The sequence below is a fragment of the Micromonospora eburnea genome (assembly GCF_900090225.1).
In the GTDB taxonomy this organism is placed as follows: Bacteria; Actinomycetota; Actinomycetes; order Mycobacteriales; family Micromonosporaceae; genus Micromonospora; species Micromonospora eburnea.
The window spans coordinates 5,630,825-5,655,179 of the sequence record NZ_FMHY01000002.1; the positions used below are offsets into that span (position 1 = coordinate 5,630,825).

Sequence of the window (24,355 nt, forward strand, 5' to 3'; positions counted from 1 at the left end):
CCGGCCCCAGCGAGCCACAGCGCCGACCCACAACCGCCGACCATGCGCCGCGCGCTCCGCCACCAGGCCGTCCCTCCACAGCTCTCACGTCGTCTCGGGTTGAGGGCGGTCACGGGCACCGCGTGGCCCGGCCGCCCACCCAACCTACCTATCGACCACCGGCGGCTTTCATGACCTGCGTGTCGACCCCGCCGTCGGCATCACCAGCCGTCCTCCGCGCGGCGCGGGGTTCCGTACAGGGTGCCGCGTACGGCCTGGGCCGGGTTGGCGACCCCGGAGTGCCCGTACCGTTCGACCCGCGTGCCCGGCCGGTACGGTTCGGGCTCGGCCACTGGGGCGCGCAGCAGTGCCGGCTCGTGCGGCGCCGCTTCGTGTGCCGTCGCCGACCGCCTCCGACGCGTCCTGATCAGGCGGGAGACGACGAAATACCCCACAGCGAGCGCGCAGACCGCGATGACAATCTTCTGGAACGTCCCGGCATACGCCTCGACGGAGGGCCAGTTCTCCCCGAGCAGGTAGCCGGCCATCACGAACACGGTGTTCCAGATCAGGCTGCCGAGGGTGGTGTAGAGCAGGAACGTGGCGATCGGCATCCGCTCCACACCGGCCGGAATGGAGATCAGGCTACGAAAAATCGGGATCATCCGGCCAAAGAAGACGGTTTTCACCCCGTGGCGGACGAACCACGCCTCCGTCCGGTCGATGTCGCTCAGCTTCACCAGCGGCAGCCGCGCCGCGATTGCGCGGACCCGGTCCCGCCCGAACACGACGCCGACGTAGTACAGCGCCACCGCGCCCAGCACCGAGCCGACGGTGGTCCACACAATCGCGGCGAAGAGGTTCATCCTGCCCTGACTGGCGACGAACCCCGCCAGCGGCAGGATCACCTCGCTCGGGATCGGCGGGAACAGATTCTCCAACGCGACCGCCAAGCCGGCGCCGGGGGCGCCGAGCCGCTCCGTCAGGTCGGTCACCAACCCAACCAGACCACCCTGCGGCGGATCGGACTTCTGGGCCAACAGGCCGGCGTGCATCGATGCGTGCCACAAACTGATCATGCCGAAGACGCTATGAACTCACCTCGGCCCGAACCATGAGGTCGACCGCCGACCTCAGCCGGCCGACCTCAACGCCGGGGTGCGGAAAACCGCACCCCCTCGTCGCGGCGGTTCCCGCGACGATGGTCGTGATGCGGTTGCCCAAGGGGTACGTCGTGTGCCGACAATCGCTGGCGGGTGCGAGTCGCGCCCCGCATCGTCGTCCTCGCGCCAGGGTTGGGCCAACCGATCGAGTAGTCATGGATCCTCGGTATGCCTGCCACCGGGCCGTGGGCTTTGGTTACCCGTGTTGGCCCGGTGCAGGCCCCCCGGGTTATCTGGTGATGAGGTCGCGTTCGAGTTGGATGATCGGGTTGATTGTGGTGTCGTAGTTGCTGAGCACGATGGAGGCCCAGTTCAGATCGGGGTAGATGTCCAGGCGGTTGGCTGCGCCGGGGCCGCTGCCCGAGTGCCCGACGATGCGCCGGTTGTTGAGGATCGTGTTGAGGTAGCCGTACCCGTAGAACTCGACCTGGGCCGGTGGCTCCGACGGCGGCAGGGCGTGCTTTCCGCTGGTGATGAGGTCGACGAACGCGGGGTTGAGCAGTTTGCCGGCGGTCAGCGCGCGGGCGAAAGCGAGCAGGTCGGACAGGGTCGAGTAGGCGCCGCCCGCCGGTCCTGTGCTGAACGGCGCATACGGGCTGGTGGCGAAGTCGCCACGGGTGCCGTCGCGTTGCGTCGAGTACGGTCGGGCGATGGCGTTGTTGGCCAGCACCTGGGGTCGGCCGTAGAAGTCGGTGTGGGCCATTCCGGCGGGTGAGAAGACATGCTGGCGGATGTAGTCGAAGTACGACTGTCCGGTCACCTTCGCCACGATCGCGCCGAGGACGAAGAAGCCGTCGTTGCTGTACGCGTATCGGGTGCCGGGGGTGAACTGCAGCGGCGCCTGCCGGATGAGCGCGAGGGTGCCATCCATTACCTCGTCGAAGCTGTTCCAGTCCAGTCCTGGTGGGGTGCCGCCGCCGACGGCGGGCCGGCCGACGCCCGAGGTGTGGGTGAGCAGTTGGTGGACCGTGACCGTGCCGGCGACCTCGGTGGCGAAGCCGTCGAGGTGGGTGCCGAGGGTGTCGTGGAACGCCATCTTGCCCTGCTCGACCAGTTGGGCGATCGCGAGTGCGGTGAAGGTTTTCGTGATGGACGCGAGCCAGAAGACGGTGTCCGGTCGGTTCGGTATGGACTGGTCCTTGTTGGCCATGCCGTAGGCGCGCACCAGCACCGGTTGACCGTGGTGAGCGATGAGCACGGTTCCGGAGAACATGTCTTGTGCGGCCCGCCCAGCCACGAACCGGTCGTACGCACCGCCGGGCCGCAGATCCTTCGGCCGTGCGGCATTGGCGGCGCCGGGCGCGGCGACGAGCGCCGTACCGGCCAAGGAGGCGGCACCTAGCGCGCCGAGGACGGTTCGTCGGGCCATGGGGCGGGTCATCGAGGGCTCCTCGCGAGGGTTTCGTAGATGACGGTGGCGATCTCGGCCATTGCCTCCTGGGCCTGGTCGCCAAGGCTGCGGACAGCCTCGAACGTCGTTTCCTGTCTCATGAACTGGGCGAAGGTGAGCCACCGGCGGTCCGGCAGCTCGATGTACCCGGCGAGGGCCTTGTGGAGCAGGGCACCGCCGGTGGGGGTAGCCAGGCCACCGGTGCCGGTCTTGGCGAAGACGTGGCCCGCCGCCGGGGAGTTCGGCTGGTTACCGGCGATGGAGCCGTCGCTGCCCATGATGGGCAGCGCTTGGCGGTACTGCGCGAAGTACGGCCGCCGTTTGATGTGGGTCAGGAACCGGATGAAGGTGTTCGCGGTGTAGCTGCCCTCGGCCGCTCCGGCCAGGTCGGGATCGAGCCCGGCCGCGCGGAACAGTTGGCGGAGGTACTGCTCGTAGGTCGCCTTCGGGGTAACGCTGTCGCGGCCCGCGACCGCGCCCACCAGATACGGGAACGTGACGGTGTGCACGTTCGAGCTGACCTTGAGCATGACCTTCACCTGTTCCGCCAGCGGCGGCGACACGTGCTCGGCCAGTCGGGCACCCCGCCACCCGGTCGGGGCCGCCTCGATACCGCCCCCGACCGTTACGCCCAGGGCGTGCAGCGCTTCGGCGAGCACGGTCCCCGCGAACCGCGTCGGGCTCGGCACGAAGTACGCGACAAATCGCGGTTGGGCACCCAGCGGGATGTCGCCGATGACCGTCACGGTACGGCTGCCGTCGGCGTTCGTGACGTCGTCGCCGAAGGCGAGCGGCCGTGCTGGCCCGGATGCCGGCACCGTGGTCACCTGGCTGACGAAGCGCAGGTAGCCGGTCTGCGGGACCGCCCGCACGATACCGGAGGCACCGGCAGCGCCGCCGGGGGTCACGACGGCGTGCACGACATGGTCGTTGACCATCATCGGCGACACCGTGATCCGCGTATCGCCCATGAAGACGCCTTCCTGCGCCTCCCGGAACAGCGACGCGTCCACCAGGATCTGACCCTCGACGCGCCGTACGCCAGCGGCGGCGACCTGCCCGGCCAGGTCACGGATCTCCCGCAACGGGTCCGGCAACGGGACCCCACCCGGGTAGGTGGGATCCGGGTCCGGCAGGTACAGCGTGCCGTCCGGCCGGCGACGGCCCGACAGCAGCAGGTCGCCACCGGCGACCAACACCAGGTCACCCCGGAGCACACCACGCACCACCGGCCCAGTTCGGTAGACCCGGGTCCGGAACCGGTGATTCGGCCCGAGCGCCTCGAACGCGGTACCAGCGACGAAGACCTTGAACGACGAAGCGGCCACGAACAACTCGTCCGGGCGCAACGCATACACGACATCGCCGGTGTCCGCAGCGGCGAACGCCATGCCCCAGCGCGAGCCCGCGAACGCAGGCCGCTCGATGATTGCCTGGATCCCCGCCGCCAGCTCCGACCCGGTCGGCGTGCTATTCACGGATCCGGCGTAGGCCGCTCCACCGGGCGCAAGCACCCCGCCCGCCGCGAGCGGGACCGCACCCAACATTCCGAGCACAGCTCTCCTGGATGGCTGCGTCAACGCAATCTCCTTCCGTAGGCAACAGCGATGACTTCTACCGGCCGGCGGATATCGGGAGCAGATGATCGAGCCATACCCAATCCATATGTGGCTGCTGGGAAACTGGGCCGATGCGGGTACTGCTGGTCGAAGACGAACAGCCACTGGCCGGCTACATCGCCGCCGGGCTACGCAAGCACGGCTGCGCCGTAGACATCGCCCTGGACGGCCAGACCGCCCTCGACAAGCTCGACCTCACCCCGTACGACGTCGTCGTGCTGGACCGGGACCTGCCGGTGGTCCACGGGGACACCGTCTGCCGGCGGTTGGCCGAGCGCGGCACGTCACGCATCCTCATGCTCACCGCCTCCGGCGCGGTCGAAGACCGCGTGGACGGGCTCACCCTCGGAGCCGACGACTACCTGGGCAAGCCGTTCGCGTTCACCGAACTCGTCGCCCGTGTGCGCGCCCTGGCCCGGCGCATCGGCACCGCCCGACCACCGGTCCTGCGCGCCGCCGACCTGCTGCTCGACCCAGCCCGCCGCACCGCTGAACGCGGCGGCCGGCTGCTGCACCTGACCCCGAAGGAGTTCGGCGTACTAGAGCAGCTCCTTGCGGCCGGCGGCGCTGTGGTCAGCGCCGAGGCCCTGCTGGACAAGGTGTGGGACGAACACACCGACCCGTTCACCAACGCCGTTCGGATCACCGTCGGCACGCTGCGCCGCAAGCTCGGTGAACCACCGGCCATCGAAACCGTGACCGGCGCCGGCTACCGGATCGGACCGTGACGGTGCGGCTCAGCGCCCGCAGCCGGCTCGCGTTGCTGCACACCGGCCTGGTCCTTGCCGCCGGTGCCGTACTGGTCACGCTTACCTACGTGCTGATGCGCCGCAACCTCAACGACCGGCCAAGGATGCTCGCTATCACCGGTTCACCCGATGCCGCGTCGCCGGTCCCGGCCGATGGCCTCGCGGCCCTGGAGACCGTCGACCGGCTGCACGCCGGGACACTTTCGCAACTGCTGACCCAGTCACTCATAGCGCTCGCGATCGTCACCGTGCTCGCGGCCGTACTCGGCTGGCTGCTAGCCGGACGGGTGCTGCGGCCGATCCGCGCCATATCCGACACCGCCCAACGGCTATCGGCGGAGAACCTCTCCGAACGGGTCCCCGTCACCACACCCGCAGACGAACTCGCCATGCTGGCCCAAACCATCAACGGCATGCTCGACCGCATCCAGTCCGGCATCGCCGAGCGGGACAAGCTGCTGCACAGTCTGCGCATGTTCGTCGCCAACGCCGCCCACGAACTGCGCACACCCCTGACCACCATGCGCACCGCCATCGACGTAACCCTCGACGGTCAGCCCTCCACCGAAGAGTTCCTCGTCATGGCCGGCGACGTGCGCACCGCGGTCGAACACAGCCAACGCACCCTCGACGGCCTGCTCACCCTGGCCCGCAGCCACACCGGGCCCAGCAGGCAACACCCCATGGACCTCGCCGACGTCGTGGCCGGGATCATCGACTCAGTAAAGGAAAAGGCGGATACCCAGCATGTCGAGCTGCGCACCGACCTGCGCCCCGCCCCACTCACGGGTGATCCCGTCCTGATCGACCGCATGGTCACCAACCTCGTCGACAACGCCATCCGCTACAACGAAACCGGCGGCAGCATCGCCATCACCACCGACACCGCAGCGGGACACGCCCAACTGAGTATCACCAACACGGGCCAGCGCGTCGAACCCGGCACCGCGAACCAGATCTTCGAACCCTTTGTCCGAGGAATCGCCAACCAGCCACGAATCGACGGCGGAGCCGGGCTCGGCCTGTCCATCGTGAGCGCCGTCGTCAACGCCCACCACGGGCAACTATCCAGCAACGCACCCGAAACCGGCGGACTGGGCATAATTATCCGTATCCCCACACGGTTCCGCTAGTGTTCTGGGCTGCCGCGCGAGACCGCGCCATCAGTGACGCCACCTCACCCGGCTCAATCAACATGCCGTGCTGATCAACCGGACTGCACGCCAAGGTCACGCGCACGGATCTGCCGCGGATAAGGCGCGGTGCCAGCTCAGTCAGGGTGTCAGCAGCCCGTCAACGCAGCCGTCCATCGGCGTCGAGCACTCGCCTACAAGCGAGGGGTCGCAGGTTCGAGTGCCAGCGGCCCGTCGGCCCAGCCGTCCACTGGCGACGGTGCAGCGCCAGACACCGGGCCGAAGCATCGATCCGGGACCGCGTGCACGAGCAGGGCCCAAGCCCGAGGCGTAGCTGATCCGGCCGATCACCGTGTCCCTCGGGCCACTCGGCGGTCGCCGCTCGACCACGGCCGCTCGACCGGGACACGCACGTTTTCCCAGTTCACGGCGCGTTTGCCAAGACGGTTCGGGTACTGCCCGTCCGGTTTCACGTTTGCCCAGCTCACGCGCTGTTGGTGGGCCGGAGGTACCACCATGCGAACCACACCGCGACGATCGCCGGTGACCCGCTACCACTGAGTTCAACCAGGTCACGGGCGCAAGGAGGCCCCCGGTGACGCTCATCGAAGCCCCACCGGGCACCATCCGGGACTTAGGCCGCGGTGTCCCGTGGCTCGAAACTGACGTTGAGGCTCACATCCAACGCGGCCGCCAACCGCTCCAGCACCGGCAACGTCGGAACGGTCCCTCCCGCCTCGAACCGGGCAACCGCCGACTGGGTCATTCCCGATACGTGCGCGAGTTGCGCCTGACTCCAACCCCGACGCTCGCGAAGCTCCCGAACCGCACGGCCGAGCTCGAACGCCAGCCGCGCCGCGTCGTACGCCTCCGCGGCTCCGGGCTCAGCCATGCGCCGGTCGCGCATGGCGGCCCAGTCTGCCCGTTCACCCATGGCCTAGCCCTCCTCCTCTTCGACGCGGTGCGCCTCGTCAACACACCGAGCCAACGCCCGACGCGCCCGGTCGACCTCTCGCTCGTCGCGCATGCGCGTCTTGTGGAACACCGTCAGCAGGATGATCCGCCTGTCGGACGCGATCCAGTAGGTGACCCTCACCGCCTGCCGCTCCAGGTGAAACCGCAACTCGCGCAACTTTCCATCAAGCTGCTTCGTGTACGGCTCACCCAGCAGCGGCCCCTGCTCCGCCAACAGATCGACGTAGAACGCCGCCCTGGCAAACAGTGCAGTTGGCAGGCTCTCCAGCCACTTCTCGACCTCCGGCTCCAGCTCAACGGCACCCCAGGTCATAGCGACAATGCTATACCAACGACTGCTCGTAACCAGGCAACAACATCAGCCGGAGCAACCACCGACCACAGCGATGGTTCGCATGCCGATCAGAGAGCATTGAGAAACCCCAGGTCAGGGGCGTAGGTGGGACGGAGGTACCACCATGCGAACCACACCGCGACAGTCGCCGGTGATCCGCTACCGCTGACTATTTCCAGCCCACGGGCGTCGGGCGCTGCTTGATGGCCTTGACTCGGCCCTTCCAACTGTCGGTACGGTGCCGCCGATCCGAAACAACCTCCGCACCGACGGCTCCCCGGTGATCTTCATGATCATGCCCTCAAGACGATCGCGTCCAGTCGTGATGAGGCCTGACCGAGCTGGCGTTGTCCGCCCCGTGACCGACCCAACTCCGGCCGCTCGGCGGACCGTCGGCTGCCTTGATGTCTGCCGCTGGCCGTAGGATGCGAGGCCGATGTGGCATGCGACCGGCGAGGAGCGATACATGGGTCAGGCAGCGGTAGGTAGTGGCGACCAGCAAGTCCCGATCGCCGACGACCAGCTGCCTGAGGACGTGATCATCGACCTGATCACCGGCGACGCGGTCAAGGAGACCGAGAAGGAGAAGGTCCGGCAGGAGCTCATCCGGGGTCTCTGGCGGGAGTACCGGATCCCCCTGGCCGATATGGCCCGTGACTTTCCGGTGCCGACCCTTACCGAGGAGGGCCGCCGGCGCATCCGCCGCGCGGACATCGCGATCTTCCGGCCGGGCACCGCGCACACCGCCGACAACGTGCAGCGGGTAGTGATCTGCAAGCCGCGCCCGAAGAACGGCAAGGTCACCAAGATCCGCACCCATGAGCAGGCCCGGCGCGACCTGGAAGAGCTGGAAGTGCTCATGGGCTACGACCTGGCACTCCAGATCGAGTATGGGATGTGGGCCAACGGCGTCGACTACTTCTTTCTGCACAAGAAGCAGGAACGGTTCGGGGTCACCTACCACCCTATGACTAGTTGGCCGCTGGTCAACGACAGTCTCGCCGGCCCCAATAGCCTGATCTCGGCTGCTAAGTTGCGTCGAGGCGAAGCGGGCATGCTCAAGACTGCCTTCCGTCGCTGCCACAACTACATTCACGGCAACGAGGGCATGTCCAAGGACGCCGCCTTCTGGCAGTTCCTCTACCTTCTCTTCGCCAAGGTCCACGACGAGCAGGTGAGCAAGGGTGATCCGAACGCCCGCCGGTTCTACGCCCTGCCCGAGGAGCCTTACGACGACGAGGGCCGGCGAAAGATCCGACGGCGGGTGCTCGACCTCTTCGCCGAGGTGAAGCAGGAATACCCCGACTTCACTGCACGGGACGAGATCACTCTCTCCGACCGGGCGCTCGCCTTCATCGTCAGTGAGCTCGGGGCCTACGACCTCGACGACACCGAGATCGACGTCAAGGGGCTCGCCTATCAGGAGCTGGTCGGCACCAATCTGCGTGGTGACCGGGGGCAGTACTTCACCCCCCGGGGAGCTGTGCAGTTGATGGTCGACATCCTCGATCCGCAGGCGGACGAGACGGTCTTCGACCCGGCCTGCGGGACGGGCGGCTTCCTCCGGGAGACGCTTCGCCACCGGCTGGTCAGTTGGCAGGTCGCCGAGGACACCGCCAACCGGTCCAAGACGCCTCAGCAGCTCGCCGCCTATCGCAGCCGGCTCCGCGGCTACGCCGAGAAATACCTCTTCGGGGCGGACTTCGACCCTTCTCTGGTGCGCGCCACCAACCTCAACGTCATGCTGCTCACCGGCGGACCGGGCAACATCTACCACATGGACTCGCTCGCCTTCCCGGTCGGGCATTTGGACGGGCTCGCCGAGGCGCGCAGTCGCATCCCACTCAACAGCATCGACGTGTTGATGACCAACCCGCCCTTCGGCACTGATATCAAGATCGTCGATGGCGACGTCCTGAATCACTACCGCGACGGGGTGGCGAAGTCGTGGTCCCGCAACAAGGAGACGGGCCAGCTCAACGCCGCAGACCGGGACGCGGCTCCGCCGATGGCCCCCGAGCAGCTCTTCATCCAACGCGCGGTCGAGTGGGTCAAGCCCGGGGGGCGGATCGGTATCGTCCTCCCGAATGGCATCCTGTCGAATCCCGGCCCGGCGGACGAGGCGATCCGGCGGTGGATCCTGGCGAACTGCTGGGTGCTGGCCAGCGTCGAGCTGCCGGTCGAGACGTTCATCGTCGAGGCGAACGTCAATATTCTGACCACCCTGCTCTTCCTCAAGAAGAAAACGGCGGAGGAAAGGATGGATCAGACTCTCGGGGTGCAGCAGGATTACCCGGTCTTCATGGCGGTAGCCGAGAAGGTGGGCGTCGACCGTCGCGGCAACGAGGTCTACGAGCGAAAGCCGAACGGCGACATCATCTACACGACGTACGTCGAGACCGAGGAGGTGCTGAATCCCGACGGCCGCACCGAGACCCGGGTGATCCAGCGACGACAGAAGGTCATCGACAACGACCTGCCGAAGATCGCTGAGGCGTACCACGCCTTCCGTCGCCACCATCCCGAGCCGGGCAAGCCGCGATGATCACGCGAATCGAGGCGTACAACTATCGGTGTTTCTCGACGCTCAGCGTCGACCTCGACCGATACCACGTCCTGGCCGGCGCCAACGGTGCCGGCAAGACTACCCTGCTCGACCTGTTGCCGCTCCTCGGCGACATGCTGCACGAGCGGCGGATCACCACCGCCTTCCTACAACGGCTCGACTCGCGGAGGTCGGTCCGCGCAAGCACCCCCACCGAGCTGCTGCACCACGGCACCGGTGACCGCATCGCGTTCGCCGTCGAAGCTCAGCTCCCGCCGGAGGTCACCGCCGTGCTGGCCGGCTCCAGCCTCGCGCGGTTGGACCGGCCCACCCCCACTCATCTGCGCTACGAGCTGGGCTTGGAGGTCTCGCGGTACGGCATGGAAGTCGCCGAGGAGCACCTCTTCCTCTTCGCCGCCGACGGCAACCGCCCAATGCCAGGAGAGATGGGGCAGGGGCGACCCGGCCGGGATCACGACGGCGAACTACGGCACCCCGACTGGCAGTCGGTCATCGCCCGGGAGGGCCGGGGCACCACGCGGTTGACCGCCGAGACCACCGCGAGCGAAACCGAGCTCCCGCAGATCCGGGTGCCGCCCGCCCAGCTCGCCCTGGCCACCGTGTTGCCCGACCCGGGTCTCTTTCCGGCCGCACTCTGGCTCGCCCAGTTGATAGGGGAGGGTGTCGTCTTCTTCGACCCGGAATGGGATCTGCTGCGCCGGCCTGCTCCGCCGGGCGATCCGCTACGCCTGATGCCATCCGGCCGCAACACCCCATGGCTCGCGCTGTACCTGCAACGCGCGGACCCGGAACGCTTCGCCTCCTGGATCGACCACGTGCGGACCGCGCTCCCGCAGGTCGAAAGCATCCGCCCGGTCGAGCGGGAGGAGGACCGGTACGCCTACTTCGCCGTCCGCTACAGCGGTGGTTACGAGGTCACGTCGTCCGGGCTCTCCGACGGCACGCTGCGCGTCCTGGCGTTGACCCTGCTGCCGTACCTGCCCGCCGACGCGGTGCCGGCGTTAATCGTCACCGAGGAACCTGAGAACGGCATCCACCCGCGCGCGATCGAGACCGTGATGCAGTCACTGAGTTCGCTCTACGAGGCACAGGTATGGGTCTCCACCCACTCACCGATCGCCCTGGCCCACACCGACCTCGCCGATGTCCTCGTCGCCCGTCTCAACACCGACGACGGGGTCAGCGTGGTACGCGGCAACCGGCACCCACGCTTGGTCGACTGGCGCGGGTCGTTGGACGTGGGCAGCCTCTTCGCCGCCGGGGTGCTGGCATGAAGCGGGACGTCGTCTTCCTCGTCGCCGACGCCGCCATGGATCAGATGCTGCGAGGCTTTCTCGGGCGGCCACAATTCCACCGCAGTATCGGTTGCAACCCCTTCCGCTTCGATGCGCGGGAAGACCTCATCGTCGCCCCGTTCCGTGACCCCGACGTCTACGGTCGAGCGGCCGAACTGCTCCAACCGTACGAACGGTCGCACCGGCACGCGGTCGCCATGCTCGATCTAGCCTGGGAGGGGAGCCCCACTCCCGAGCAGATCCGGGAGCACATCGGGGCGAAACTGAAAGCCGCCTGGTCCCACTCCGCGGTGATCGTCATCGAGCCGGAGCTGGAAGCCTGGGTGTGGCAGGAGAATCCACACGTCGCCGAGGCATTCAAGTGCGGCACCGACTTCCGCGACGTGCTACGGCGCAGCGGTCACTGGCCGGACGGTGCCAGCAAGCCGCCTGACCCCAAGGCCGCGCTGGAGTTCCTCCGCCGGAACCACCGGGCCGACCGATCCAACGCCGCCTTCGGCCGCCTGGCCCAGAAGATCTCCGTACGGCACTGCGAGGATCGCGCATTCTGTCAACTTCGCGACACTCTACGCGAATGGTTTAAGGAAGCTTCTTGAAGCTCGTCAATGCTGACAACCCGGTCCGTTCATCCTGGCTCGCCGAGCAGGGCTTCCGCCTCGATCCCTCGCCCTTCCTCTCCGGCGCCTACGAGGCCAAGAAACTCCTCGAACGCCTACCGCACACTCAACCACTGAGCCAGGTGGCCCAACCGGACGGCATCTTTCACCCGGGGCGGTTCTCCCGGCGCTGGGTCACCGACCCCGAGCACGGCATTCCATTCTTTTCCAGCACCGACATCCTGGAAGCCGACTTCAGCTATCTGCCCCTGATCGCCAAATCAGCTGCCGAGGAGAACCCTCGACTCAGAATACAACCCGGCTGGATCTTGATCACCCGCTCCGGCACGGTCGGGCGCATCGCCTACGCACGCCCGGACGTACGAGATTTCGCATGCAGTGAACACGTTCTACGGGTAGTGCCAGACAAGGCCAAGATTCCATCTGGCTACCTGTTTGCCTATTTAGGCAGCAGATACGGCCTGCCGATCATCACCAGCGCCGCCTACGGGGCGATCATTCAGCACATCGAGCCGCACCACATCGCCGGGCTTCCGGTTCCGCGATTCGACCCGGACATCGAGAATCAGATCCACCAGCTCATCGAGCAAGCCGCTGAGCTGCGCGCAAGCTTCCAAGCCGGCGTACGCGAAGCGACCCGCGACCTCTTCACCAGCTCTGGCCTTCCCGAACTGGTCGACTACTCATGGCACAAGCAGCCTCGCGCTACTGGCTTCGGCGCACGTCGCGTTAGACCGACTTCGCTTCGCGCCTCGAACTACGACGCACGCGCCAAGGCCCTGACTGAAAGAATCGGTTCCGTTGAAAGCATCCGACTGGGAGATGTATGCGCCGGAGGTAAACTTGCGTCGGGAGTTAGGTTTAAAAGAATAGACAGCCTCCCTGAAGCCGGTGCCGTCCTACTGGTGGGACAAAAGGATGGATTTTGGTCGCGCCCTGAAGGGCGTTGGATCAGCGCCGACCAATCACCTAACGGAATCTTCGCCAACAACGAGACGATCATGGTGGCATCGCAGGGACTTCCTGGAGAGTCGAGCTTAATCTGTCGCGCAATGATGGTAACCGGCAGCTGGCTGAAGTTTGCATATACTCAACATTTCCTAAGGGTCGAACCTGGAAAAGAAAGCATATCAGGCGCTTACTTATTCGCATTCCTTCGATCAGAGCCGGCCTTCCGGATTCTTAGATCGATGCTGCAAGGAACGGGACCTCAAGATATCCATCCAATTTTGCGGCGGGAGATCCCCGTGCCGTTGTGCACGCCCGAGGATCGAGAGCGGATTGCGGAGACTGTGCGGCAGGCCTACCGGGACCGGGACGAAGCTGATAGAAGGGAGGATCAAGCTCTGACTCTGCTCGATCAAGCGGTCCGAGAGGCGGCTGGCTAGCTCATGGCACAAATCGTCGGTGGCGGTCCCCCGGTCAACGACGCAGAACGCAAGGCCATCGCCCTGCTGCGAAAGCATGCCCCCGCCGAGTGGTCCGTTCTGCACAACATCGAAGTGCGCGGCCGGGCCGGCATCTTCGAAGTCGACCTCGTGGTGATCACACCGCACGCAGTATGGCTGGTCGATGTGAAGGGCACCTCCGGGCGGATCGAGGTCGCCGGCGCGCGGTGGTATCCGTCCCGGCGGGACGCCTTCGGCTCTCCGGCCGCCAAGCTGCGGCAGCACGCCCGGGTGGTCGCCGATCTGCTGCGCCGGCAGCGCCCTGAGCTTAATCGGGTCTACGTCGGCGCGCTCGTGGTGTTGACGGCCGACAACGCGAAGCTGATCGACCCGGTCGGCAACGACGCCGAGGACACCGTCACCCTGCCCGACCTGGTCGGAGCACTGGGCGACCTGGCCCGCGTGCGTACCGGCTTTCCCCGTGACATACGAGGCCATCACCCGGCGATCATCGCCGCCCTGCACGGCATCGTCGACCTGCCCACCGGCCCGCAGCGCTTCGGTAATTGGGAGGTGCGAGAGCGGCTCGGCGGTGACGACGTCATCACTGAGTATCGGGCGGTAAACTCCGCCACTCGCCACTCAGGGGACAGCGCCCTGCTCCGGGTCTACCGGGCAGACCCGTTCCTGCCAGAGGAGGAGCGGCGGGCCGAGGAGCGCCAGATCGCCAACGCCTACGACGCGCTCAACCGGATGGGCGGCCACCCGTGCGTCGTGGGACGACGGGACTTTTTTCCCATCGAGGACGGCAGCGCGTTCGTTCTCGTCCTCGATGACGTGGCCGGACAGCCGCTCCGCACGTACCTGGACAATCCCCGGGCCGCGCTCGCGGCGGACGCGAAGCTTCGCGTGGTGGTCGACGTACTGCGCGGTCTCGCCCACGCCCACCGCAACCGAGTCGTCCACCGGGCGCTCAGCCCCACCACCGTGCTGGTCACCGAGAGCGGGCGAGCGCTGCTGACCGGCTTCGACTATGCCCGTCCGGCCGGGCCGCCTCGCGACCCCACCGTGCTACGGCTCCTCGTCGACGCGCTCGACGAGCAGTACGTGGCCCCCGAGTGCCAGGCGCACCCGGAAAAGATGACCACCGCCTCCGACGTGTACGCGGCGGGTGTGATCGCGTACCGGGTACTCACCGGGGAGTTGCCCTTCACGTCCTCCACCGACCAGTTCGAACGCGGCAGCGTCCTCCCCGACGCCCCGATGGCGGAAGCCGGGCTCCCGGCGGGGCTCAGCGCGCTGTTGAAGCGGATGTGTGCGCGGGCCCCGTCGGGCCGGCCCAGCGCCGACGAGGCGCTCGACGAGATGCAGGCGGCACTTGGGCGGCGTCGGGAACCACCGACGCCGCCCTCGGCCGACCCCGCAGGCCCCGGCGGAGCAGACGAGCCGGACTTCTGGCACCTGCCGGAAGGGTATCCGCTGACCCCGAAGTACACGGTGCGCCGCCGGCTGGGGCGCGGCCAGTCCAGCGTGGCGTACCAGGTCTACGACGACCTGGCCGGGGCCGACCGGGCGGTGAAGCTCGTGCTCCGGGACCGGGAGTCGGTGATCGAACGGCTCCGGCACGAGTACAAGATCCTGATCGGCCTGCCGCCGCACCCGAACGTGGTCAAGGTCGAGGTCGCCGACTACCTGCACGGCCGGCAGATCCCCTACCTCGCCTTCGAGTACGTCGAGGGGCGGGACGTCAAGACGTTGCTCGCCGACCGCTCGTTGGGCCCGGCCGACGCGGTGGCGCTCGCCTGCGACGTGGCGCGTGGCCTGGCTTTCCTGCACCAGCACGGCGTCTACCACTGCGACATCAAGCCCGCCAACCTCTACTGGAGCGAACGCGGTGCGAAGATCATCGACTTCAACATCGCCCTGCACAGCGAATCCACCCTGTCGCCGCCCGGCGGTACCCCCCGGTACGTCGCCCCGGACCTGCGTGGTCACCGTCACCTCGACCAAGCCGACCTCGCCGACCGGGACGTCTACGCGCTCGGCGTGACGCTCTACGAGTTGCTGACCGGCGGTGGCTACCCCTGGGACGCTGCACAACCCGTCCCCGGGGAGCCACCGCGTGATCCACGTAGCTTCATCGGCCTCGGTGATCTGGCCGATCCGCTCGCCGAGGTGGTCCGCCGGGCGATCGCACCGCGTCGTAGCGATCGCTACGGCACCGCCGAGCGGTTCCTCGCCGCCCTCCACGAGATCCGGGAGATCCGGACGGTGTCGCCACCGCCGCCCGTTCCGGAGCCGGCCCCGGAGACCACCGGCGCGAACCCCTTCGTCGACTACCTTCAGACGCTCTACAGCCAGAGCGTCCGCAGCAACGCCGGCACCCGAGGCAAGGACACCCAGAAGCTGTACGTGGAGACCGCGCTGGACGACCGCCTTCGTCCGGCGGTGCTCAGCGGCGACCACGACCTGGTGATCATCACCGGGAACGCGGGCGACGGCAAGACGGCGTTCCTGGAAAGACTCGCCGAGCAGGCCGCCGAGCGGGGCGCGGTAACCGGTCCGCCGCGCTCCAACGGCGTCGACTTCCAGCTTCCTGGCGGTCGCTGGTGTCGGATCAACTACGACGGCAGCCAGGACGAGGGTGACACCACCAACGACGAGGTGCTCCAGTCGTTCTTCGCGCCCTTCGCAGGCGCGGACGCGACGGACTGGCCGCAGGACGAGACACGGCTCATCGCCATCAATGAGGGCCGGCTGGTCGACTTCCTGACCACCGAGGAGAAGGCGTACCCGAAGCTGGCCGACCTGGTCCGCGCCGGGCTGCAGGGCAAGCCGACCGCGGCGCGGACCGTGGTGGTCAACCTCAACCGGCGCAGCCTGCTCGCCCCGACCTCCGAACTCCAGGAGTCGATCTTCGATCGGTTGTTGATCCGGCTCACCGACGAACGGTACTGGTCGGCGTGCGGCGGGTGCGCGCTGGAGCGAACCTGCTACGCGCGGCACAACGCGATCACCTTCGCGCACCCCACCGCCGGCCCGCAGATCCGGGAACGGCTGCGTGACCTCTACCGGCTCGCCGACCTGCGCGGCCGGCTGCACATGACCATGCGGGACCTCCGGTCGGCCTTCGCGTACATGTTGACCTCCGGGCGGAACTGCGCCTCGATCCACCAGTTGTACGCGGCCAACGACACCGACGCGATCCTCGACTCGCACTACTTCACGAGCTACGGGGGCCCGCCGGGCGGGCAGGACCGCCTCCTGCGACTGCTTCGGGAGGTCGACCTGGCCAGCGCCCCGGCTCCCGCGCTCGACCGACAGTTGGACTACTTTGGTCCGGCGGCGGGCCGGGCGTTGGTGACCGTCGACGGACGTGGCGACCAGGATCAGCGGCTCCTTGCCCGGCTCGCCGAGCACCTCACCCGAAGTTCGGCACCGGAGCAAGACGATCGGGCGGCACATCGCCGGTACGTCGCGGCGGCCCGCCGCCGGTTCTACTTCGAGAGCCTCGACCAGCGTCGGTCCCGCGGCCTCCTGCCGTACCGGGGCGCGGACCGACTGCTGACCCTGCTCAAGAACCCCGAAAGCGTGGGGGAACGGCTGGACGAGCTGGTGGATGCAATCAACCGAAGCGAGGGGCTCACCGATCCGCGACAACTCGGGGACGTACTGGCCCTGCGGCTGCGTCAGGTGCCCGGGGAGACGATCCGCAGTTACCGGCTCTTTCCAAAGGAGCGACTCGCCCTCTCCGTCGGCGACGAGCCGAGCAATCCGTACCTGGAGAGCCAACCCGACGCCCTCGTGCTCCGCTACCACGGTGAGGTCGGTCATCGGGCACAGTTGCGGCTCCGGCTCGACCTCTTCGAGCTGCTGCATCGGCTGGGGGTGGGCTACCTGCCGGGAGAGGCCGACCAGCAGGGACTCTACCTGGGATTGACGATCTTCAAGAACGAGTTGTCCGCCGCGCCGTACCAGGAGATCCTGCTCGCCTCCGCCCGCGGTGAGCTGAGCCGGGTCCGGCGGGAGCCAGACGGGCTGCTCGTCATGCATCGCGGCGAAGCGACGGGGGGCCGGTAATGGGGCTGAGGCAACAGGACACCGATTTCCGCTATCCCGGAATCAGCTACATCGACTACAAGCTGCTCGACATGGATCGGGTGCTGACCGCCTTCCTTATGCGACTCAACCACGGCGGCGCGCCCAGCCGGGTCTCCCGCAGTGCGGACCTCACTGTCGACCACTACGCCGAGGAGATGAGCAAGAAAGAGGAGAACCGGCACCTCTTCGAAGGTTTCGACGAGGAGACCACCCGGCGGTGGGTGGAGAGTCACCTGATCGACATGGTGAACCGCGGCAAGCCGACCCAGAAGATCGCCGGACTCCGGCCGCTGTACGGCTACACCTACCGGCTGCGCAACGCCCGGCACTCCCGTTCCTACGGAGCCGACGAACACCTCTACGAACTGCTCCGGCACGCGTCGGCCGGCCGCGACGGCGACACCCTGCGGTTGCTGCGCGAGTTTTTCTTCCCTGACCTAAGTGGTGCGCTCGGTCCGCTTACCGCGACGGCCGACGTCGACGTGGAGACTCAGGCGCTGATCAGCCTCGTGGAGGCGGTCAAGAACCAGGTTACCGACACCCGGGACAACCGGGTACGGATGTCGTACCCGCCGTTGCTGCCGGACGCGGCGAAACTCCTCGCCGACGACGTGGTTCGGCTGCTTTACCACCGGCGATACATCCCCCGAAGCGTCATGATCGACTACCTGAAGATCCTCTTCGCCTTCCATCTGGGGCTCTACCACCTGAGGCTACTCAAGGCCCTACCGGCACTCACCGCCGGTCAAATCCCCGAATCCCAGCACGGCTTCTTCCTCGACGTGGGCGGGACGCCGAACAGTTCGACGGCGAGGCTCGCCGAGCGCAGCGCCCAGACCTGGTATGCACGGATCCCGGACTTCGTCCAGTCCACCTACTTGGTCAAGAAGCTCGACGACTTCGCCCGGCATCTCCAACGGCGCGGCAAGCGGGTCAGCGGCGCGGAGGGACCGGTGCCGGTGGCCGACCTGCTCCGTCTGCTCGGTCCGAGCTGGACCAAGGATCGGGACGCCTTCGGCACCTTCAAGTTGACCGCGCTGTTGGAGAGCACGGCGGCGGACGACCATGAGCGGGAGATCAGGGAAATCATCGATCTCGGGCTCGACGATTTCACCACGTACGTCGAGATCGTTACCGCCTACAAGGTCAACTTTCACCGCAAGTACCTTACTGAATGCCTCGACGCGCTGTTACTGAAGAACCGCTCGGGCGCGATGATCGCCCAGCCTCGCCGGGGGCGACGGCGCTTCGTCCTCGACGGTCGGCTACTCGAGGTGCTGTTGCAGATAGCCCTGCTCACACCGGCACCAGGCGGTGGAATGCACACCGCCGAACTCAGGGTCGACGAGTTCCTCACGATCCTCCGGGACCGCTACGGTCTGTATGTGGACCGGCTACCACCCGGAGACGGCTTCGACCGGGCGGCGATCACCGATCACACCGCCCTACGCGCCAACCTGAACGCTTTCATAGGCAGGCTGCGGGAGATCGGCTTCTACTCCGACCTCTCGGATGCCTACCTAAGCCAGACAATAACCCCACGGTACGTGGTGAGCACGGACGGGACGACGCGGTGAGCACGGGGCTACGAGAACTGACCGAGGACGACCTCGACAACGCGCTGGAGCGGCTGCTCGCTCCCCGGCTGACCGACTTGCTGCGACACCGTGCACCCGGCCATTGCATGCGGAACACCGATCTCGACGTGGCGCTCGCGGGCCGACTCTGCGACAGTGTCCGCCGCGCATTGGGTCCGAACGGGCAGGTGTACGTCCTGGCCGGCGCGGACTCCGCTGCCGGTGGCAACTCCGTCACCAGCACCAAGCTGATCGAGCTACGGAATCCCGACGCACACGGCGACCCCCGGCCGCCACTACTGGTCTTCGTTCCTCCGGGCGCTCGGGCCAGCGCAGAGGACTCCTTCGGCATCGCCACCTTCGAGCAGATCGAACTCGGCGACGTGTACGCCGATCTGGCCGCCCATCTGCTAGCGGAGCTTCCCCCGGCGCTGCGCGACGGTGTGATCGAGGTCTTCGGGGTACTTCGGGAGCGCCGGTGGGTGTACGCCTCGGCGATCGCCCGCGCCCGCTACCTGCTCACCGTGATTCAGAACGACAGCGACCCGCAGGCCGCGGGAGCCGCGATCTTCGAACTCGGCCTGGTCCCCGACTTCGCGCTCTTCACCGACCTGCGCAGCGTCCGCACCTGGACCGTCCGCAACCTGGAGAGCACCCTTACCATCGTCGAATCGGCCCGGCCAGCGCGGCAGCGGGTCGTCGAACTGGAGCTGACCGACCCGGCATTCCGGGCGCGGCTGGCCGACTTTCTCGTCACGTCCAGCGCGTCGACCGAAGCCGCCGGTCTGACCGATCCCCGCCGCTGGGCCCGCCGAATCGTCGTCGATCGGGCGAACTGGCGATTTTCCTTCCAACAGTGGCCGCTGCGCGAGGTGCAGGCCACCGTTGCGCTCCGGATCACAGTTGGCGAGCTGGATCTGCCCCGTGCGGGCACCGACCCGCAGCACGTCGACGATCCGGTACTCCAGAACATCAGCGGCCAGCTCTACCTCCCGGCCGGGACGCACGGTCAGAACGTGCTTCCGGTCAGCTTCCAGGTTGAACCGGACCCGCGACAGATCGCCGGCCTCGCCAAGTTCGCCGTGGAGCTCGTTCCCGAGGACGGCGGGCCGACGGGTGTGGCCACCAAGGTCAAGGTCAGCACCGTCGCCAAATCGACGTACCGAGCGAATCTCAGGAACCTTCGCGCGGCCGGGCTGGCCGCGGGCTGGCACTACGTGCGGGTGCTGCCGGTCGACTCGGAGGGCATCCCACTTCCCGTCGAGACCACGCGGCCCGACCAGCCCGGCAACGAGAGCGATCGTTTCTTCGTCGTGCCGGACGGAGACATCGACGAGCCGGAGCCGCGGCAGAACCGGCGCGACATCGGACTCACTCACGCCCTCCTACGCTGCGCCTTCAACGCGCCCGGTGACGCCGTCGAGGTGCACCATCGGGCCTGGCAGCACGACGGTGATCTGGTCGAGGTCAGCTTCGGGGCGGCCGGGCGGGTCACCATCCCGCTCTCCCCGGCACTGACCCGGATTCAACGCGCCATCCTCACCGAGCCCCGACGTCTCGCCCACTGGCGGGTGCTGTCCGGCAACGGCGCCGATCCGGGTGCGGCGGAAGCGCAGCCGCTGGCTTGGCCAGACCATCTCGTCGATGTGGTCGGCCGATTCCATGCCGCGCGGCACGCCGTCTCGACGGCTGTCCGAGGCGATCAGGAGTACGTGGTCGAAGGCTGCGACCTGCGCGACATCCGGGAAGCCAGCCGCGAGTACGCCGAGCGCTACGCCGAACTAATCGCCTGGCAGCTCCGGCGGGCCGAACGTGCCTCGCCCGACGAACTCCCCGCCCGCCTGCGCGAGCTCTCCGAGATTCTCCGGGTGGACACCGTCGCCGTCGACCACACGGATGCGTACGGTGTCCGCTCCGAGGTCCTGCTGGTCGCTCCCACCCATCCGCTCCGACTTCTCTGGCTCGTTACCTGGGCCGAGTTGGGCCAACGGTGGCTCAACGACATCCGGGACCGGGAACCGGACGCGGCGGAGAGCGCGCAGCAGGCGTTGTTCCAGCTCACTCCCACCGGCTTTCCACTCACTGTCCCGCGTTCGGGCGGTCGGCTGGCGGTCGCAGCGGAGGGCCCGTTCACCTACTGGGGGGTGTATCTGCCGTCGGACACCGCCGACCCGCAGGAGGTCCTGGCGGGCGTCGCCACCACCCTACGGCTGCCGGACCCAGCCGGACGTCCGGATGCCGGCCTGACCGGTCGACGACTCGCTGATCGCATCGAACGTTATCTGCGGCTCCATCCCTACGTCACGACGCTGGCTCTGAACGCGGTCAACGCTGGCCGGGCCGAACACCTCGCGGACGCCCTCGTCGAGTTACAGGGTCGAGTCGAGTGCGCGGACCTCTGCTACGACATCCGGCTCTTCCTGCCCGACCCGGGTCACCCCGACGCTGGATCCGCTCTCGCCAGTCTCCTGGACGGCACCTGGAGCACAGCAGCCGAGGCGGAAACGTTCCACGTGCCGCTCCCGGGCATCGTACCGAAGCTTTCGGTCGCGCTGCGGCCGCTCACCGAGTTCCGATCCGCGGCCGGCGACACCTCGGCGCATCTGACCGTGTTCTTCGACGCCTTCGGTGGCGAACAGATCGATACGGCACCCCCGCTGCCCCCCGTCCCGGCGCCCGTCCACGGGCTCCGCCAGGACCTGACACTGGAGTACGGGCAGGACGCCGAGCTGACCTCGTGGCGGAAACGGCCCCGGCACGGCCCGGCCCATCCGATACCCGGGGCCGAGGAGCTCTCCGATCTACTCTCTTCCCTTCCGGCACTGATCTCCGCTAGCACCGCCACCGTCTCCACCGGCGAGCCCGGTACCCGGGCGGTGCCACGAATCACCCTCTCGCTCACCGCGCAGGACCGTGCGCTGCTCCACAAAGCGCATACCGTCAGCGACTGGGTGCTCACCATCGACCGCACCCTGGGCCTCGACTACTTCGACGAGCCGGGCAGTGGCGAGCGCCTGCACTACGTCATCGACCACGACTCGGAACTCGGTAATCCGCTCGGCCACCACGTGGTGATCAGTTCGCGGTCCGTCGAGGAGTTGCGCGCGCTGCTGGACCCCGTCATCCGGCAGCACGGCTTTCCGGTCGACGAACGGCACGTCGCCTCCTTCTTCGACCAGCTCCGGCTTCTCTCCGGGCGGCTCGCGCTCAAGCTCGCCTCGACCACGCCGACCCAGCGGACCGAGGTGTTCGGTCTTGCTCTGGCGCGGCTGTACCTGGAATATCAGGGAGTCCTGTCGGATCAGGTGCTGCTTCCGTTGGACTCTCATCTGGATCTCTACCAGGAGACGCGCCGCCGTGCCGACGCCGTCGGCGAACGCACCCGGCTGCACCGGAGCGATCTCGCCCTGTTCAGCCTGGATGCCCGCCGTCGGACGATTACCTGCCGGCTGGTGGAGGTAAAGAGCTATTCGACGCTGGCTGACCCGGGCGCATACCAGCAGCTGAAGGATCGGATGCAGGCGCAGCTCGACGGTAGCCAGCGTGTTATCGCCGAGCACTTCGACCCCGAACACCACCACCCGGACCGGGTGGACCGGGTGCTGCACAACCACCGTCTGGCCACGATCCTCCGCTTCTACCTCGATCGGGCTGTCCGTCATCGGATCATGCACCCGACGGCGGCAGCAGAGGCACGCTGGCTCATCGATCGGCTCGACGAGGGCTACCACCTCGAGTTCACTCGTACCGGTCTGATCTTCGACCTCAATGGTCACGGCTGCGACACCGAGCACGAGGCGGGTACCGAGTTCCACCGGGTTGGCCGGGAACTGATCCAGGAACTGATCACAGCGATTCCCACCGACCCCGCCAGCCTGACGGGGGAACGACCCGAGGGCGTGACGCTGGTCGGGGAAGAGCTCTCCGTACCCCGGCTCTGGACGGCCGCGTTCCGTGCGCCCTCGCGAAATCATGATGTTCCCGCCGGCGCTACTGCCGCCGATGACGGTACGACGACGAAGGGTACTACTGGCGCCGCGGCAACGTCGGCGCCCCTCAGCGGTAGCGAAGGTCATCCCGGTTCTCATATGGACGACCCAGGGCCGCCGACCGGACCGCTCAGCCAGGACGGGACTGCTCCCGGCGACGACAAGCAGCCTGTCCGCCGGGTACCCAGTCAGGCCACCGCCCCCGTCGATGAGTCTGTGAGAACTGACGCCGGCTCTGCGGGCACGAACACGCCCGAGGTGGTGGCTCGCCCGGACGTAGTATTGGGCGCGACCCGCGACTCGCCTCAGTTCGGGCTGTTGGGCGAAAGCGCCGGGCTCAAGGTGGCACTTGACCTGAACGAGACACACACCATCAGTCTCTTCGGCGTCCAGGGCGGTGGAAAAAGCTACACCCTCGGCACCATCATGGAGATGGCCCTGCTTCCGGCTCCACCGGTCAATGTGGTGCCACATCCGCTGGCGACCATCGTCTTCCATTACAGCCAGACCCAGGAATATGCTCCGGAGTTCACGAGCATGGTGGAGCCAAATGACGATCCCGATCAAGCGCGAGATCTCCAGAACCAGTACGGCATCGCCCCGCGGGGGCTTTCCGACGTCGTTATGCTCGTACCCGAGGACCAGCTTACGCAGCGCCGATTCGAGTACCCACATCTCACGGTACTACCCCTGAAGTTCGGCTCCGCCGAGCTTCGCGCCGAGCACTGGCGTTTCCTCATGGGGGCAGTGGGCAATCAGTCGACTTACATCCGGCAGCTACAGCGGATCATGCGAGCGCATCGAAACGATCTACGAATCGACGTCATTCGTCAGGGGATTGACGCCTCAGGCCTGCCGGATCACCTCAAGCAGCTGGCACAACAGCGCCTCGATCTCGCCACCCAATACGTCGATGACGAGGCTCGCATCAAGGACCTGGTCCGTCCCGGCCGGATGATTATTGTGGACCTGCGCGATGAGTTTGTCGAGAAGGACGAGGCGCTCGGCCTCTTTGTGGTGCTCATGCAGCTTTTCGCCGAGGCTCGAAGCGGGGAGCGGCGATTCAACAAACTTGTGGTTTTCGACGAGGCACACAAGTACATTGACAGCCCTGACCTGGTCGCTGGACTCGTGGAAAGCGTCCGGGAGATGCGACACAAAGGCATGAGCGTGCTAGTCGCGAGCCAGGACCCGCCGTCCGTGCCCATCTCGTTGATCGAACTATCGAATCATATCATTCTACACAAATTCACGTCACCAGCCTGGCTCAAGCATTTACAGAAGGCAAACGCCGCCTTGTCAGGCCTCACCCCTGGCAAGATGGCTGATCTCACACCCGGCGAAGGGTATGTTTGGTCTAGTCGAGCTACAAACCATACGTTCACCACTAAAGCAATCAAGATTCGGACTCGACAGCGCATCACCAAGCATGGCGGAGGCACCAAGACCGCGGTAGAGCAACGCCCCTTCGAGTGACCTC

14 protein-coding genes are annotated in these 24,355 nt (G+C 67.0%); 9 read left to right on the plus strand and 5 right to left on the minus strand.

Annotated features, from left to right (window positions below):
* Positions 1-200: 200 nt before the first annotated feature.
* The 3 genes from GA0070604_RS24310 to dacB all read right to left on the minus strand — a co-directional run bounded on the left by GA0070604_RS24310 (position 201) and on the right by dacB (position 4,010).
* Positions 201-1,058, minus strand: coding sequence for a DedA family protein (locus GA0070604_RS24310; RefSeq protein ID WP_091123135.1), 858 nt, complete (start codon positions 1,056-1,058; stop codon positions 201-203).
* A gap of 313 nt (positions 1,059-1,371) precedes the next feature.
* A complete protein-coding gene (locus tag GA0070604_RS24315; protein WP_091123139.1) occupies positions 1,372-2,523 on the minus strand; it encodes a serine hydrolase domain-containing protein in 1,152 nt (383 codons plus the stop codon).
* Entirely contained in the window at positions 2,520-4,010 is a 1,491-nt protein-coding gene (gene dacB / locus GA0070604_RS24320) for a D-alanyl-D-alanine carboxypeptidase/D-alanyl-D-alanine endopeptidase (protein ID WP_167363566.1), read from the minus strand. Before dacB ends, GA0070604_RS24315 begins: the two co-directional genes overlap by 4 nt.
* A 212-nt stretch (positions 4,011-4,222) precedes the next feature.
* Between dacB and GA0070604_RS24325 the strand changes: the two genes are divergently transcribed.
* Together GA0070604_RS24325 and GA0070604_RS24330 are read left to right on the plus strand one after the other, a co-directional pair.
* Positions 4,223-4,879 (plus strand): response regulator transcription factor, encoded by a 657-nt coding sequence (locus tag GA0070604_RS24325; RefSeq protein ID WP_091123145.1) that lies wholly within the window; start codon positions 4,223-4,225, stop codon positions 4,877-4,879.
* Entirely contained in the window at positions 4,876-6,033 is a 1,158-nt protein-coding gene (locus GA0070604_RS24330) for a sensor histidine kinase (protein ID WP_091123149.1), read from the plus strand. The genes GA0070604_RS24325 and GA0070604_RS24330 overlap by 4 nt, the downstream gene beginning before the upstream one ends.
* 634 nt (positions 6,034-6,667) lie before the next feature.
* Here the strand turns inward: GA0070604_RS24330 and GA0070604_RS24335 are convergent.
* Together GA0070604_RS24335 and GA0070604_RS24340 are read right to left on the minus strand one after the other, a co-directional pair.
* A complete protein-coding gene (locus GA0070604_RS24335; protein ID WP_091123152.1) occupies positions 6,668-6,967 on the minus strand; it encodes a helix-turn-helix domain-containing protein in 300 nt (99 codons plus the stop codon).
* A 3-nt stretch (positions 6,968-6,970) separates the two neighbouring features.
* On the minus strand, positions 6,971-7,321 hold the full coding sequence (locus GA0070604_RS24340) for a type II toxin-antitoxin system RelE/ParE family toxin (protein WP_091123156.1): 351 nt from the start codon (positions 7,319-7,321) through the stop codon (positions 6,971-6,973).
* Positions 7,322-7,808: 487 nt separating this feature from the next.
* Between GA0070604_RS24340 and mads2 the strand changes: the two genes are divergently transcribed.
* The 7 genes from mads2 to mads8 are packed head-to-tail and all read left to right on the plus strand — an operon-like array spanning position 7,809 to position 24,351.
* Positions 7,809-9,887: a methylation-associated defense system DNA methyltransferase MAD2 gene (gene mads2, locus GA0070604_RS24350; protein ID WP_091127379.1), complete on the plus strand. Its 2,079-nt coding sequence runs from the start codon at positions 7,809-7,811 to the stop codon at positions 9,885-9,887.
* Complete coding sequence (mads3, locus tag GA0070604_RS24355) at positions 9,884-11,182, plus strand: methylation-associated defense system AAA family ATPase MAD3 (RefSeq protein WP_091123159.1); 1,299 nt, start codon at positions 9,884-9,886, stop codon at positions 11,180-11,182. Before mads2 ends, mads3 begins: the two co-directional genes overlap by 4 nt.
* On the plus strand, positions 11,179-11,799 hold the full coding sequence (gene mads4, locus GA0070604_RS24360) for a methylation-associated defense system protein MAD4 (protein ID WP_091123162.1): 621 nt from the start codon (positions 11,179-11,181) through the stop codon (positions 11,797-11,799). Before mads3 ends, mads4 begins: the two co-directional genes overlap by 4 nt.
* A complete protein-coding gene (mads5, locus tag GA0070604_RS24365; RefSeq protein ID WP_091123167.1) occupies positions 11,796-13,208 on the plus strand; it encodes a methylation-associated defense system restriction endonuclease subunit S MAD5 in 1,413 nt (470 codons plus the stop codon). Before mads4 ends, mads5 begins: the two co-directional genes overlap by 4 nt.
* Before the next feature lie 3 nt (positions 13,209-13,211).
* Entirely contained in the window at positions 13,212-17,288 is a 4,077-nt protein-coding gene (gene mads6, locus GA0070604_RS24370) for a methylation-associated defense system protein kinase MAD6 (RefSeq protein ID WP_091123171.1), read from the plus strand.
* Complete coding sequence (gene mads7, locus GA0070604_RS24375) at positions 17,288-18,886, plus strand: methylation-associated defense system protein MAD7 (RefSeq protein ID WP_091123175.1); 1,599 nt, start codon at positions 17,288-17,290, stop codon at positions 18,884-18,886. Before mads6 ends, mads7 begins: the two co-directional genes overlap by 1 nt.
* The gene (gene mads8, locus GA0070604_RS24380; protein ID WP_091123179.1) at positions 18,883-24,351 is read left to right on the plus strand and encodes a methylation-associated defense system ATP-binding protein MAD8; all 5,469 of its coding nucleotides are present in this window, start codon (positions 18,883-18,885) and stop codon (positions 24,349-24,351) included. The genes mads7 and mads8 overlap by 4 nt, the downstream gene beginning before the upstream one ends.
* Positions 24,352-24,355: the final 4 nt, after the last annotated feature.